Here is a 15395-nt window from a genome sequence, read left to right as displayed (position 1 = left end):
ATCTATCAATCCGTTAATGAGCGATCAGCTTTTTCCAAACATCCAAAAACTATCCAACAATATCACGCTTATTATAACCCATCGATCCAATGATAGTTAATACAATAGAACTCAACGTTAAACCCATCAACGCCAGAAAATTCATATCATCGACGGGAATTTGCGGGATATATGCAAAAACGGAAATATGATTCATCCACTCCGGAAAATCAAGCAATTCACCAAGATAGATGACAATGAAACAATAGACTACATAAAGCCAAATCAATTCAGCATATTTCGGGATGATCCCGATTAAAACAATAACAAGGCCAACCACAGTCCATATCGCCGGTAAATAAACATAGGCGGATGCAAAAGTTGTACCAAAAGATAAACCTTCATCCATCACCACTACGCCAGCCGACCATAATCCTAATGCAACAAGTGATTGCATGGTAAAACTAACTGCAACCGCCAGCAAACAATACGTTCCCAACACACGCGTTCGAGATACCGCACGACTATATATATTTTCTGTGAGATTCCTGGTTTCCTCTCCTTTTAATCTTAATCCTACCATTATGACGGGAATGAGGCTTATCAATGACATAATTGCCATTAATAATGTGATAAACTGTTCAGTCATCGTAGCATCTGACTTCATGTCTACAAATGCCTGCACCAGTTCGATATCGGAAAAATATGTCTCCAAATCACCCAATATCGCTCCAAAAGATGCACTGAGCGCCAACAGCCCAATTGACCAAGCGATGATATTTGTACGCTGTAACCTTAGCGTAAGGCCGATTGGTGTTTGTAAAAAAGCTGAGGCATGCGTTTTACCTTTTCGTGCCGATATAAATCCCGACCCTAAATCACGAATGGCATGTAAGCAGAAGGCAACCACTCCAAACACGATGGCAAATATGAATAACAATATAACCGGTAACCAATCATTATCGCTGAAAACGTCAGACCTGACAGTCCAGCCAAGTGGTGATATCCATGACAGTGTATCACTGCTTACATCTCCTATTGCGCGAACAAGGTAAGCTATTATTAAAACCATGAAAGCACACATCGTGGTTCCTCTTGAAGTTTCTGAGGTTTGGGCAAACACTGCAGTAAAGGCAGCAAACAGAAGTCCTGTTGCACCCAAAATGAAACCATACAAGAAACAACCTTCAATATTCATACCCTCTATCCCTAGCGATGCTAAACCAATCCCTGTCAAAATCGCCAGTAAAACATTGGTTGCTACGACGCCAATCATTACTGCGCTTAAACTGGATAGGCGGCCAACTGGTAGAGCCCGAATCATTTCCAAACGACCATCCTCTTCATCGCCACGGGTAGCACGTGTTACAATTAAAATATTCATGATAGCAACTGCAATTGCTGTAAAAAGTAACATTTCATTGGCAAACATCGCACCGATTGAATGTAAATAATCCTCCATGTCATAACCCGGTCCGAGCATCGACACCATTGCTGGATTATCCATTGTTAGAAAAATAGCTTGCCTTGATTGCTCATCCTTGTAAATGCTTTGATAAGCAGCGGCAACCGACAAGGTAATTCCTATCAGGCTAATGAGCCAAATAAGAATTTTAACCCGTAGTTGTTTAAAAATGAATACGGTTAATTGCTGTGTTCCGTTAAAATAACACTTGTTCATAATGACTACCCCTCCACTCTGGCATTGATGTGCGGAGTTTCCTGATAATGCCGCATAAATAAATCCTCTAATGTTGGTGGGGCGCTTTCTAATTTTAAAATACCAAATTTGCTAATGTACCGGATTATTGCATCCATTTCCTCTGTATCCACTTGAAATGTAATCTCTGAATCTTTCTCTTGCAAATGATGAATCCCCTTTTGTTCAGTAAGAGAGGCAATTGGTTCTTTTGTTTTTATCGTTAAATTGGTACGGGTTAAATGTCTCAGTTCATCCAATGTTCCTGTTTCAACCATCTTACCTTGGCGAATAATCCCTACCCGGTCGCATAATTTTTCTACCTCCGATAAAATATGACTGGAAAGCAGTACACTTTTACCTGCTTTTTTGGCATCTAATACACATTCCTGGAAGATATTTTCCATCAAGGGGTCGAGCCCTGAAGTTGGCTCATCTAAAATATAAAAATCCGCATCCAATGCGAATGCAGCTATTAAGGCAACCTTTTGTCTATTCCCTTTCGAATACGCCCTGCACTTTTTCGTTGGATCAAAATCAAACTTCCTTATTAAGTTTTGCCGTTTTTTATGATCGGTACCTCCATTCATTTTGATAAAAAGATCAATCACTTCCCCACCCGTAAGATTCGGCCATAGATTCACATCACCTGGCACGTAAGCAATACGCTTATGAATATCAACCGCATCGTTCCAAACATCTTTACCAAAAATTGTAGCCTTTCCCTGTGTGGCCTTTAACATACCCAGTAATATTCGAATGGTTGTTGATTTCCCTGCTCCATTCGGCCCTATAAAACCATACACCTCCCCCTCATTCACCTCCATACTTACACCATCCAATGCAGTAAACTTGCCGAACCTTTTTGATAAATGACTTGCTTTTAAAATAGGCATATTTCTTTCTCCCACCCTCAATTATGAAATATTTTGATCTATATAGTTCATAATATACAAAAACAATCTTCTTGGCAACAGTTTATGAACTATTTTTGTTGTTTTATTACATAAATTTTATTAAACTTACATTGAGGTGAATGAAGTGGATGGTTTTGAAAAACGCAGAATACAAAAGAAAAACGATATATTAAAGGCGGCATTAGCCTTATTTATGGAATACGGTATACAAAAGGTATCGATTGCCGAGATAGCCAACAAGGCACATGTATCTCAAGTCACTATCTATAATTACTTTGAAAGCAAAGATAATTTGGTTCGTTTCGTCTTTAAGTTTTATGTCGATCAAGTATGGGATGAACAGAAACAATTCCTGAACAGTGACCTTCCATTTAATGAAAAAATAAAAAAGATTATATTTGAAAAAAGTATGGCAACCAAACAGATGAGTGAACGGTTTTTTCAAGATTTTATGAAAGATTACGCCAGCGGACAAAGCTATGTTGAAGAAATATACAAGAATGAAGCACTGCCGCTCCTTATTCAATTTTTCGATGAAGGAAGGAAACAGGGCTATATTGATTCATCAATTTCAAATGAATCAATCTTATTTTATATGCAGATGTTTCAGGAGTACCTACAACGTGAGGAGGTTGCTAAAATGGCGCTTCCCATAGCAGAGGATCTTACCAAGCTATTCTTTTACGGCATCGTTGGAAAAGGAGAAGATTAGGAACAGTTGCGTGTAGTCCTGTATTTTTTGTGCAAATGGCATTGGATATTCCAGAAACTTGTCCCCTTACTTAACATGCAAGATAACCCAGAAAATAACAGCAAAAACAAGCCAGATGAAATTTTCACCCGGCTTGTTTCTATTAATTAATATAACGGTAAGCCATAAGTTCATGAAGCATTTCAATTTCCTCTTGGAGCTTGGCACCAATGTTTGTTTCCCTAACTTTTTTCCGTTCCAATTCTTTATCCACAACCCGGCGGACAGATAAAACATCTGCACCATTTAATAATACATCCGCTTTAGAATTAAAGTGCTGATGTGCAACCAGCTGCATGCCGAAAGAGTTGTACAATAACGTATACCCAGCGATTCCGGTAGTTGATTGATATGCTTTTGAAAAACCGCCATCAATGACAATCATTTTTCCATTCGCCTTGATTGGATCTTCCCCATCGATTTCCTTTACCGGTGTGTGTCCGTTAATAATATGACCCTGGCTTGGATCCAGATCGAATTCCTTAAGCACTTTCTTGCACATATCGATGTCTTCCCGTAAGTAATAATATGGATTTTTCTTTTCTTTATGCGATGCTTTATCTTTAATAAAATAGCGCTCGAATGTGGTCATTGCCCGTTTGCCAAATAATGAGGAATATTCTCCTGTCCACAAATACCAAACCATATCAGTAGCAAGATCATCCGTTGTTTCTTTATCCGCAAAGGCTTGCCGCAAATATTTTTCAAACTGATCAAGTAGTTCACGGCCTTTATAGGATTGTCCTTCAATCTCCATTTCTTCCATATTCCCTTTTTCATCAACGGGAATACAGCCATGAATCAAGAGATTTCCATTATATTTTAAATAAAGACTGCCTTTTTTCATTAAAAAGTTCATATGTCTCTTGAGCTTCTCTGATTGCTGAACAGAAAGTAAAAGCTTATTGATTACTTCCTCTTCCTCCTTGAGCAGCTTTGCTGGATTTGCTGGATCGATCGTGGAGAAGCATGTATTCTCTAATGGATAGGTTTTTCCATAGATTGTCACTTCCTCGTTCTCATAATCCACTTTTTCCAATACTAATCTTTCTTCCATATTAAAAAAGGACCGTCGTTTAATAATCGGGCTTTCCAGTTTGAATTGAATAATAGCAATTGCTTGATGAATTTTTGTAATTTGTCTCATTTCCTGCTCTGAAATTTCCTTATCCGAATGCTTCTTTGGTCGAAAAGCAGGATTATCATCATAATATTTTTCGGCCAGGTTCAGTAATGGGCGCAGATTAATCCCATAAGCATCCTCAATAATATTCAAATTATCATAGCGGGCACAAATCCGCAGAATATTTGCAAGGCATACTTTTGAACCGGCATATGCTCCAATCCATAGGACATCGTGATTTCCCCATTGAATATCGACAGAATGATATTGAATTAATGTCTCCATAATTTTATCCGGTTCCGGCCCACGATCATAAATATCACCGACAACATGCAAATGATCAACAACGAGGCGCTGAGTTGTATACGATAAGCCAATAATTAATTTATCTGCCTGTCCGAGGGAAATAATTTGTTGAACAATTTTTTCATAATATGTTTTCTTGTTGTTATACTCATTACTTTTATAAAGCAGCTCCTCGATAATATACACGAACTGTTTTGGTAACGCCTTACGAAGCTTGGAGCGAGTATATTTAGAGGAGGCATAGGAAATTAAATCAATCATTTGCTGAATTTTAGCTGTATACCATTCATTTAACTCTGCTTTGGAATTGTATTGATTGATAATCAGCTTTAATTTCTCCTCGGGATAGTAGACAAGGGTTACAAATTCTGTAATCTCTTCTTCTGACAAACTATTTTGAAAAATATCCGTTATTTTTTCTCTTACCTTACCCGAACCATTACGTAAAACATGCTGAAATGCTTGGTACTCCCCATGCAAGTCACTGACAAAATGCTCTGTACCTTTGGGCAACTCGAGAATGGATTCTAAATTAATTATTTCTGTTACTACTTTTTCTTCGCTATCGAATTTCTCTGATAATAAATCCAGGTACTTCGTATTCAACCGTCCATATCCCCCTTTAATTATGTCACATTACTTTTTAATTAGTATAACACTTTTGTCGGCATTTTGCAGTAGATTTTTTGTGGATAGCTCCACCTGTTTATCATAGTCTTTTATATACGCACGCTCAGAGGCCGGGGGTTACCAACTAGTTAAATACGTGGCAAAATTTATCGGCGGTTTTCTGACTCTTTACGGCGATTTCTGCACTTTTATCATCTGTTCCCAAAATATAGTAGGATAAGGTGCCTGTCCCCCTTGTCCTATCCCACAGAAGAAGTATATAATTTCCATCTTCCTACACAATAAAGGTGACAATTATCCTATAGAAGGAATGATGAGCATGACAGATGAATTGAGCAGTAATAGGAATGTTGCCCAGCATTTGATTCAGCAACTTACGCAATGGGGTGTCAAACGAATTTATGGTGTAATTGGTGACGGCATTCTATTTTTATTGGACGAATTGGGAAATCAGCAGAACATTCAATACGTTGCTTGCAGGCATGAAATGAACGCAGCATTGATGGCCAGTGCGGAGGCCAAACTAACAGGAAAAATGTCGGTATGCACTGCAACTTCTGGCCCCGGTATTACCGTGCTGCTTAATGGGTTGGCTGATGCTTGGCGGGATAAGGCTCCTGTTCTAGTGATCACCGGGCAAGTACAACGGACACAAATTGGTACGGGGGCTGTCCAGGATATTAATCAGCAGCAGTTGATCGCACCGCTTGCTGAGTATTCTTCCCTGGTCACGGATAGCCATTCCTTTCCTAAACTACTAAATATCGCCATGAAAACAGCACTTGGTAAAGGCGGTGTGGCACATCTATCTGTACCGAAAGATATTTGGACATTGCCTGTGAATGGCGATTTTTATCCGCTGCCAACAAAAACATTACCACAACCCCAACCAATGGATATCCAGCGGGTGGCGAATGCTATTAACAAAGCACAACGCCCCATCATTCTTGCTGGTCGCGGCATTCAGTACGCGCAGACAGAGGCTATTGGATTTGCGGAGAAACTACAGGCTCCGATAATGGTAACGATGCCGGCAAAACCATTTATCGCGAATGACCACCCACTTTTTCTGGGAGGTTTGGGCCAGGCTGGAACAGATATTTCAAGAGAATTGCTGGAACAGGCAGATTTGTGTGTGATTCTTGGGGCGACCTGGTGGCCGCATGATTATATTCCAGCTTCCATCCCAATCATACAATTGGATGCCACACCGGAAAACATTGGACGCAGTCACCCAGTCAAAGATTCATTAGCCGGTGATCTGGCGCAGATTATTCCCACATTAACGGAACAAATCGAAACGAATACCAATCAAGCCTATGTTCAAGAAATTCAGGAAAAAAAGCAACGTTGGAATCAGCAAATTCAATCAGAAATCAAGGAAGAATCAGATCAGATTTCCCCTGCCCGTGTTTTTGCCGAACTGGGTCAGTGCATCCATCCGGGAGCGGTAATGGCTGTAGATACAGGGGATCATACACTTTGGCTGGAACGGATTTTCCAATACCGTGGACAGGAATTGCTCGTTTCCGGTACATGGCGCACACTTGGTTTTGCATTGCCAGCGGGTATTGCAGCACAATTGGAGCACCCCGAGCGCCAAGTGGTTTGTATCGCCGGCGATGGTGGTGTTGCCCATTCAATCATTGATTTGATTACAGCGGTTACCTATAAACTTCCACTAACATTGATTATCATCAATAATCATGCCTATTTTATGGAAACGAGCCGTATGGTTGTTGAAGAGCTGAACAAGGATGGATCACAAATACCGAATCCGGATTATGCAGCAATGGCAAAATCAATGGGTGCAGAAGGAGAACGGGTAGAAAAAAATGAGGAGCTGGTTCCGGCCCTTCATCGCGCATTACAATCCAAGCAGACGTCAGTTGTTGACATTCACTGCAGCGCTTCTATCCTACCTCATACGAAGATTTTAAAAGGAATGAATACGCTCAATCGGTGGGATGAGCCCATGCCTGAAGATTTCCCTAATCATGTAAAAAAATAATCATACAAAAAAACCTTCCAAAATAAGGAGGTTTTTTTGTATGCAATCAATAGCCTGAGTCCTCTGAAGTAAGATTATCGATCATATAATAATCATATTGCTTAAGTGGTGTTTCCGCGGGACCTTCGACAACTTCTCCAGTATACGTAAATCTCGAACCATGACATGGGCAATCCCACGTCCGTTCGGCATCGTTCCATTCTACCTCACACCCAACATGGGTACAGGTTGTATCAACGACATAAACGTTTCCTTGTTCATCTTTATAGGCACCTTTTCTTTCCCCTTTTACGGTGATAGCCGCTCCTTCACCATTGGATAAGTCGCGAATCTTTTTGTCTGGGATGCCCAGTTTACCTTTGATTAAATGACCGGCAACCTTCGCATTATCAACTAAAAAGTTTTTCAGGCTTGGATCGGCATGAAAGCGTGATGGTGTATATAAGTCGTGATAAGGATTCTCTTTGCCCATCACCGTGTCTTTTAACAGTAATGCGGCAGCAGTTCCATTGGACATACCCCACTTCCTATAACCTGTCGCAACCAAAACATTCGGCTGATCAGACGTTACATTGCCGATATAAGGAACTTTATCCAAGGTGACAAGATCCTGTGCCGACCAGCGATAAACAATTTCATCCAGTCCAAATTGTTGTTGGCCAAAATCTTCCAAGGCCTGGTAATGTTTCATCGTATCCTCATCTTTACCGGTTCGATGACTTTCCCCGACAATCAGTATCATATCCTCCCCGTCTATTTTGACAGAACGAAGGGAGCGGGTTGGCTTACCGGCACTAATATACATGCCACCGGGAAACTCCTTCTTCGGTTTGGCCGCCAAAATATAGGAACGATCCGCATACATTCTGGCGGAATAAAACCCTGCTCCTTCATAAAATGGAAAGTGTGAACAAGCCAGTACATAATCCGCTGCGACCTCCTGCCCATCCCGTGTCAAAACTTTGGTTTGTTTGCCCGTCTCCACATTTACCGCTGTCGTATGCTCAAAAATGTGTCCACCCTTTTCTTTGATGACATTAACAAGGTGGGTAAGATATTTTATCGGATGAAACTGTGCCTGATTTTTCATCACCAGCCCATTTTCCACCTCTATATCAACAGGAATGGTCTCAATCAGCTCGCCATCAATCCCAAGCTTTTCATAGGCCTTTGCCTCTTTTTCCAGTTTGTTTGCATATTCATCCGTAGTGGCGTACATATAGGCATCCTGTTTGCTAAAGCCACAATCAATGTGCTGTTGCTCCACCGTTTCTTGAATAAATTGAAGTGCCTCTATATTGGCTTGATAATACTTTTTTGCCTTTTCTTTACCAATATTTTGGATCAATTCATCGTAAATGATATCATGTTGGGCCGTGATTTTCGCGGTGGTATGTCCGGTAGTTCCGTGTAATAATTTATCAGCCTCAAGGAGCGCAACCTTGTAACCTTCATTAATGAGCAGATAGGCGGACGTGATCCCAGTGATCCCTCCCCCAACAATGACCACATCAACCTGCATATTTTCCTCCAAACGAGGGAACTTTGGCAAATCAATTGCATCTGTCCAATAGGATCTGGACGTCTCTGGTATTTTCCCATTTTCATTTCCCGGCATAAAAATTCCTCCTAGTATGTTTATACGGTTAGGTTTTCCCTTGAACAAGGTGCTATACATAGGAGTAAAAAACAAGAATGATGCCAGAGAATTCTACAATATACTGATTTCATATTTCTTGTTTTCGAGATATTAGAAATGATTCTGGTATCAATTTTTGTGATTCCCTTCCTTATCATTTTCCACCACTTATTTTATACAAGGTGATTAATTAAACATGCTTATACCACGCACTCGCAGCCTCCACTTCATTTAAAGTCAACTGATGTCCGCCATTTTTCCAATGAAGTTCTACCTTGGCACCTGCACCTGCCAACAAGGATTTCAATTCCTCCGCTTCCTGTGGCGGGACAATAGGATCATGGGTACCAGCAGCAATAAATACGTTTTTATCTGATAAATCTGGTAACTGCATACCTTTCCTTGGAACCATGGGATGATGTAAAATTGCTCCCGACAATGCATCCCGATCATGGAACAGTAAACTTGCTGCGATATTAGCACCATTGGAATACCCTAATGCAAGAATATGGCCACGGTCAAATGCATAGTTCTCAGCCGCTTCATCCAGAAATTCATTTAATTCTTTTGTACGGAATACTAAATCTTCTTCATCAAATACACCTTCAGCCAATCTCTTGAAAAAGCGTGGCATTCTATTTTCAAGGACATTTCCCCTTACACTTAAAATATTGGCATCTGGATCAATTTTATCTGCAAGAGGCAGAAGGTCATGTTCGGTGCCTCCAGTACCATGCAACAATAGCAATGTCGGTTTTGATGGATCATTTCCTTCTTTAAAAATATGTTTCATCCATTTCACTCCTCTCTATTTAACCCCGATTGGGATCTGTCATCCGATTATTTTAGTCCTCATATTCTTTGACAAATTCCTTTGTACTTCTAACTGTGTTAATGAGACGAACCAACTTTTCAATTTCATCGCGCTTTGATTCAAAGAACGGTGGTAATGACAATTTTTCTCCAAGTGTTTCGTACGGTTCGTCACCCATAAACCCAGGACCATCTGTCGCAATTTCAAACAAGATTTGCGGATACACATTTGTATACAATGATCCAAAATAATACCGTTCTACATAACCAGAGTTTGGCAAACGGAATGACTGCATTCGCTTCATCCATTCATCCAGTCCTGTACGGTCATTCACACGGAAGGCTGCATGGTGAACCGTTCCATAACCCTGCTGTGCACGTGGCAGAACAGCATTATACTCCACAATAACCTGTGCACCATTTCCGCCTTCCCCTACTTCGAATAAATGGAACGAACCCTCTTTGGCAACTTCCTTAAACAATAAAACTTTCTCCATTAATTCTTTAAAGTAATCTATATTATCGACACGGACAACAATGGGTCCTAATCCCGTAATCGCAAATTCTAAAGGAATGGGGCCTTTTTGCCATGGCGTTCCTGCTGCGACACCTTTATTGTTTTCATCAGAGATTAACTGATATTGTTGGTCATCAAAGTCGACAAATGAAAGTGTCTTTTTCCCAAACTGCTCTTTTATCCCCGTGTGTTTTACTTGAAGACGATCAAAACGTTTCACCCAATAATCCAGGGCTTGATCGTTCGGCACACGGAAGGATGTTTTGGCAATCTCATTTGTACCATGAACCCCTTTTGGAATGCCCGGAAAATCAAAAAACGTCATGTCTGTTCCCGCGCTCCCTTTGTCATCCGCAAAAAACAAATGATACGTTTGAATATCGTCCTGATTTACTGTTTTTTTAACTAGTCGCATTCCTAAAACATACGTAAAGAATTCATAGTTTTTTTCTGCACTGCTTGTAATTGCTGTTACGTGATGTATACCTTTTAAATTTTCCATAATGAAATCCTCCAATGCTTATTTAAAAAAATTCTTATTTCATATATTATGAATTCGAGATAGTTGGGTGTAATAAAATTATAAATTCTGTGCATGATATCCTAACTTTTTTAGTTGTTCAATCATCACCTTTTTTTCATTACTATCCAAGCCCGCACAGATTTCATTTAGAGCCAATTGATGCTTAGGAAAAACATCATCCATTAACTCAGTACCGGCTGTTGTGATTGCCGCATACGTGACACGTCGATCCTTGGGACAAGGTTTTCTTTTTAATAAATTTTTCTTCTCCAGCTTATCTACTACATACGTAATACTGCTACTCGCAATCAATACCTTTTCACCAATTTTTTGGATTGGCTGTTCGCCTTTACTGTAAATGAGCTCAAGTACAGCAAATTCAGTCGGGTTTAATCCCAAACATTTTATATCTTCTTCGACACGCTTGTTTATTGATTCCAAAGCCCGGGTCAAAACAACAAATAGCTTCAAAGACAATTCTTCCTCTTGTTGAATCTTATCCACACATACCATTCCTTCCCTTATTTATCTCGAATTCGAAGCAATTATATGGCCAATCAGTTGATTTGTCAACAGCCTCTTACCAGGTTTTGTATAAAGTGAAATGGTAACCTTTCAAGCTGATCCAGGACAGGTTATTCCTATTCGCCATTTCGATGAAAAGAAATAACTGTTATACGGGCAGAACAAAAAATAATCCCTCATGCGCTTTAGCGGGCCTTGAGGGATTATTTTCACCTTCTGCCTAGCCCCTCTTGCTGGGGTTTGGTCTTATTGTAGCCGCGCCATGTTGGAAGCATGGTGCGGTTTTTCATAATATATGACTTTCTAATTACTGTATACCACAATATTGATATTTGTACACTCCATATTTATTCCTCCGAAACCCAATTGATGTTACTTGCTGTGTTGCCTTACATCATAGTCTTCACATCCACAGCAGGAGGCATTTCTCGTCCTATAAGAATGCTTATCGTTCCCTATGAATTTATTTCACCGGTGAAAGTTCTTCTTCCGTCACCCATTTATGATTTTCCACTTCCTTACCAGTCTCCGTATCCGTGTAGCTCACCATATAAACGGTTGTTTGTTCTGCTGAATCAATCGTAGCGGTGGCGCCATCCATTCCTTCCATATGATCGGCAGTTAATTCTACTTCATCTCCAGCTTCAAATGGCTCTTTTCCGGCATTTTTAATCTCTTCATGAATAACCCATTTATGATTCTCTACTGGCTCTCCACCAGTCGTGGGGGTATAAGAAACGGCATAAACAGTTGTCTCAAATGCCCCAGTAACGGTTGCTGTGGCACCATCCATTCCTTTCATGTGGTCCGCATACATAACTGCTTGACTCCCGACTGGGTAGGTTGGGTTTTCTGCAACAGTTAAATCTTCCGGAACTTCACCTGAACTTGAATGATCCATACCGGAATGGTCCATTTCTTCTTCCATGGAATCAGACTTTCCTTTATTCATATCTGCATTATCTTCGGGTGACGTTTCATCATTTCCTGTACAAGCCGCCAAAACAAAAACCATCATTAAAGAAACTAACCCAATGAGTGATTTTTTTATTTTCATTATCACTTACCTCCACCTGAATAAATTCCTACCATGGCTTATTTTTTATCATGCCTTCAATCTTTTACATATAAGTACTGATTTCCGTATACCAGCTTTTCATTCTTATATTAGGCTACAACATCATAGCCTTGTTCTTCAATAACTTCTTTCATGGCATCAACATTAACGCTTGAATCATCAAAGACAACATCCACACTGCCCGCTTCCAAATTAACTTCAGCTGCCGATACACCAGCCAATTTATGTACTGCACCCTCAACTGACATGTTGCAATGACCGCATGACATACCTTGAACATTTAACGTTTTCTTCAACTTTTTCCCTCCCTTTTTAACCTCCTTAACCTCCTCTATCCTACCATACCCCTGTTAGGTATTGTCAAGTTTAAATATTATACTGCCTTTTACAATGCATGTGCTCATGTAACTTTCCGGAAGCAAAATGTTCGGTACTAATTATGACAAGCATAAACCCAGGAGATGATGCTGTCCCCTGGGGTACCCTTTGAAATGTGTTTTTATCACTCGGCTACTTCCCAAAATCCATTTTCCAACTATAATACGCCTTATCCGGGTTTTTCTCATACTGCAAATAGGCGTTAAATTTATTGCCCTTTTTACTTGTTAAGCCTTTGACATAGGCGCGTTTATTTTTCAATAATTGCTTGACCATCGTCTTAGTTGCTCGTTTTTTCATCGTTTGCAAGTACTTATCATCCTTCCAGATGACAAACTTGCAACCGTTTTTCCAATTACTGCAGCCAAATCCTTTTTTGCCCTCAATGACTTTCCCACCGCATTCCGGGCATGTGCCCAATACTTCCAGCGTTTTCGATGGGGATGACACTTCATGAATCACCACATCTTGATCCGCTTTAATGGTTGCGACCGATTTGTTAGTAAATCCAAAAATAACCTGCAAGAATTCCTGTTTCTTCATCTTGCCTTTTTGAATATCTGCAAGTGCCATTTCCAGCCGTCCGGTAAATTCCAGATCAAACAAATCTTTTACCGGAAATGTTTCAACAAGCTTTCGTCCCAGTTCCGTGCATGAAAGGTTTTTTCCCTTCCCGGAAATATAGCCAACATCCTTTAATTTTTTAATGGTTTCCGCCCTGGTTGCTGGGGTTCCAATGCTAAATCCGGTTAAAATTTGTTCCACTTCTTCGTCCCGATAATTTTTCCCGCACGTTTCCATGACCCGCAATAGTGTTTTTTCTGTGTGTTGTTTCGGCGGTTTGGTCACATGCGAAGTAACCTTGGATTCTAGTAAACTAACTTGCTCACCTGCTGTAACATTTGGCAATAGATTCTCCTTGGATTGAATGCTTTCAACCTTTTTCCAACCTTCCACAAGTTGAACCCTTCCTTTGGATGCAAAATACCCTTTTGTCGCCTCGATTTTGGTCGCCAGTTTCGTTTCTTCATATTCCGCCACCGGCATAAATTGCATGATAAAGTGATTTTTAATGGCTGTGTACACGATTTGTTCATCACCAGACAGCCGTTTTGGTTTCACATAAGTCGGTGTAATCGCACTATGACTTTCCACTTTGGCATTGTTAAAAACCCGCTTCGATTTGTGGAACTTTATCTCGTCTTTATAGGGCAGATCCTCGGCTAACGTTTTCAGAACCTTGGCTGTTTTGCCGACTAGACTTTCCTCCAATGCAACACTCGATGTTCGTGGATAGGTAATATATTTCTTTTCATATAAGGTTTGAGCAACTTTTAACACCTTATCCGATGTCCAGCCCTTGAATTTATTGGTGATATACCCTTGTAAATTGGACAGGTTAAATAAGAGCGGGGCAAATTCCTTTTTCTTTTCTACTTGTTTGTCGGTGATTGTCCCTTGTTTTTCCTGAATCTGCTGGCGGACTTGCTCAAGATACGTTTTATCCTTGAATTTTTCTTGTTTTTCCTCGATATATGTACCTTCGTATGATTGATTGCTGACGGTTTGGAATGTCGCAGTTAGTTTAAAATAATCCTCGGGTTTAAAGGTTTCAATTTCCTTGTCGCGATCATAAATAATTTTCAATGTCGGCAATAACACTCGACCAATATTGAGCGCCTTTCCCCTTCCCTTTTGATATTTTAGTGTAGCAACGGAGGTCAAATTAATACCAATCACCCAATCCGCCCATTGTCGGGATACGCCAGCATCTTGTAATGGGCGCATGGTTTTATTCGGTTGCAAATTTTCAAGTCCTTGAAGTACTTCATCGAGTGTCCATTCATTTAATAATAGACGGTATACAGGCTTTTGTGGTTTGGCCCGGTAAATAATACTATCACCAATTAGCTGCCCTTCCCGATCATAGTCACAGGCGGAAACGATCCTATTGACATCGGTTCGCTGCATTAACCGGTGAATCACCTTCAGTTGTTTGGCTGCCCCTGGATCTGCCTGCTCTCTGTTTCTTGGATTTCCCTTCACCTTATACTTAAAATTTTCCGGGATAAACGGAAAATTCTCCAGCTTCCAGCGCGCCATTTTACTGTCATAGTCTTTCGCATCATAGAGTTGAACCAGGTGACCAAACGCCCAGGTAATAATATAATTTGTTCCTTGATAATATCCATCCTGTTTATGCTTTATGTTTAAGGCATCTGCAATGTTTTTTGCTACGGATGGTTTTTCTGCTAAAACTAATGTCAGTCCCAATTTTTCGTTAATCTCCTTTATTATATAAGGTAATAGTATTGATCGACTTTTTTAAGGTTGAACAAGCACTTGGGATTTTTAATAATCATAAATCTCCTCTTCCAATGTACAGTAGTTTGCTGATCATTTTTCGTACTCTTCCCTTTGGTGCTTAACCCCAATAAAACAATCCAGCCAAATAATTATTTATCTCTCTTTTTCATTGTTTATAACTTTGGTTTCAGACAATGGA

General features: G+C 40.1%; 12 protein-coding genes. 2 read left to right on the top strand and 10 right to left on the bottom strand.

The features are described 5' to 3' along the window. Window positions 1-49: 49 nt before the first annotated feature. A complete protein-coding gene (locus ABRT01_RS11085) occupies window positions 50-1660 on the bottom strand; it encodes an ABC transporter permease (RefSeq protein WP_269409504.1) in 1611 nt (536 codons plus the stop codon). Between the two features lie 5 nt (window positions 1661-1665). Then, window positions 1666-2574: an ABC transporter ATP-binding protein gene (locus tag ABRT01_RS11080; RefSeq protein WP_269409505.1), complete on the bottom strand. Its 909-nt coding sequence runs from the start codon at window positions 2572-2574 to the stop codon at window positions 1666-1668. Window positions 2575-2719: 145 nt separating this feature from the next. Between ABRT01_RS11080 and ABRT01_RS11075 the strand changes: the two genes are divergently transcribed. Next, window positions 2720-3307, top strand: coding sequence for a TetR/AcrR family transcriptional regulator (locus ABRT01_RS11075; RefSeq protein WP_269412563.1), 588 nt, complete (start codon window positions 2720-2722; stop codon window positions 3305-3307). Between the two features lie 142 nt (window positions 3308-3449). Here the strand turns inward: ABRT01_RS11075 and ABRT01_RS11070 are convergent, their stop codons facing one another. Then, complete coding sequence (locus tag ABRT01_RS11070) at window positions 3450-5381, bottom strand: fructose-1,6-bisphosphatase (protein ID WP_269409506.1); 1932 nt, start codon at window positions 5379-5381, stop codon at window positions 3450-3452. Between the two features lie 343 nt (window positions 5382-5724). Here ABRT01_RS11070 and ABRT01_RS11065 point away from each other — a divergent pair, with 343 nt between their 5' ends. Next, on the top strand, window positions 5725-7416 hold the full coding sequence (locus ABRT01_RS11065; protein ID WP_269409507.1) for a thiamine pyrophosphate-binding protein: 1692 nt from the start codon (window positions 5725-5727) through the stop codon (window positions 7414-7416). A 46-nt stretch (window positions 7417-7462) separates the two neighbouring features. Here ABRT01_RS11065 and ABRT01_RS11060 read toward each other — a convergent pair whose 3' ends face one another. The 7 genes from ABRT01_RS11060 to ABRT01_RS11030 all read right to left on the bottom strand — a co-directional run bounded on the left by ABRT01_RS11060 (window position 7463) and on the right by ABRT01_RS11030 (window position 15157). Then, window positions 7463-9034, bottom strand: coding sequence for an FAD-dependent oxidoreductase (locus ABRT01_RS11060; protein ID WP_269409508.1), 1572 nt, complete (start codon window positions 9032-9034; stop codon window positions 7463-7465). A gap of 211 nt (window positions 9035-9245) precedes the next feature. Further along, entirely contained in the window at window positions 9246-9848 is a 603-nt protein-coding gene (locus ABRT01_RS11055; protein ID WP_269409509.1) for an alpha/beta hydrolase, read from the bottom strand. A gap of 52 nt (window positions 9849-9900) precedes the next feature. Next, on the bottom strand, window positions 9901-10887 hold the full coding sequence (locus ABRT01_RS11050) for a ring-cleaving dioxygenase (RefSeq protein WP_269409510.1): 987 nt from the start codon (window positions 10885-10887) through the stop codon (window positions 9901-9903). Window positions 10888-10965: 78 nt separating this feature from the next. Beyond that, the gene (locus ABRT01_RS11045; RefSeq protein ID WP_269409511.1) at window positions 10966-11421 is read right to left on the bottom strand and encodes a MarR family winged helix-turn-helix transcriptional regulator; all 456 of its coding nucleotides are present in this window, start codon (window positions 11419-11421) and stop codon (window positions 10966-10968) included. Between the two features lie 475 nt (window positions 11422-11896). Then, window positions 11897-12490 carry a DUF1541 domain-containing protein gene (locus ABRT01_RS11040; RefSeq protein WP_367747147.1) on the bottom strand — a complete coding sequence of 198 codons (594 nt, stop codon included), beginning with the start codon at window positions 12488-12490 and terminating at the stop codon, window positions 11897-11899. A 110-nt stretch (window positions 12491-12600) separates the two neighbouring features. After that, the gene (gene copZ, locus ABRT01_RS11035) at window positions 12601-12807 is read right to left on the bottom strand and encodes a copper chaperone CopZ (RefSeq protein ID WP_269409513.1); all 207 of its coding nucleotides are present in this window, start codon (window positions 12805-12807) and stop codon (window positions 12601-12603) included. 214 nt (window positions 12808-13021) lie between these two features. Next, window positions 13022-15157, bottom strand: coding sequence for a type IA DNA topoisomerase (locus ABRT01_RS11030; RefSeq protein WP_367747177.1), 2136 nt, complete (start codon window positions 15155-15157; stop codon window positions 13022-13024). Window positions 15158-15395 lie beyond the last annotated feature (238 nt).

Source organism: Lentibacillus sp. L22 (assembly GCF_040812445.1).
Classification (GTDB): domain Bacteria; phylum Bacillota; class Bacilli; order Bacillales; family Amphibacillaceae; genus Lentibacillus_C; species Lentibacillus_C daqui.
This window is presented reverse-complemented; position numbering and strand designations above follow the sequence as displayed.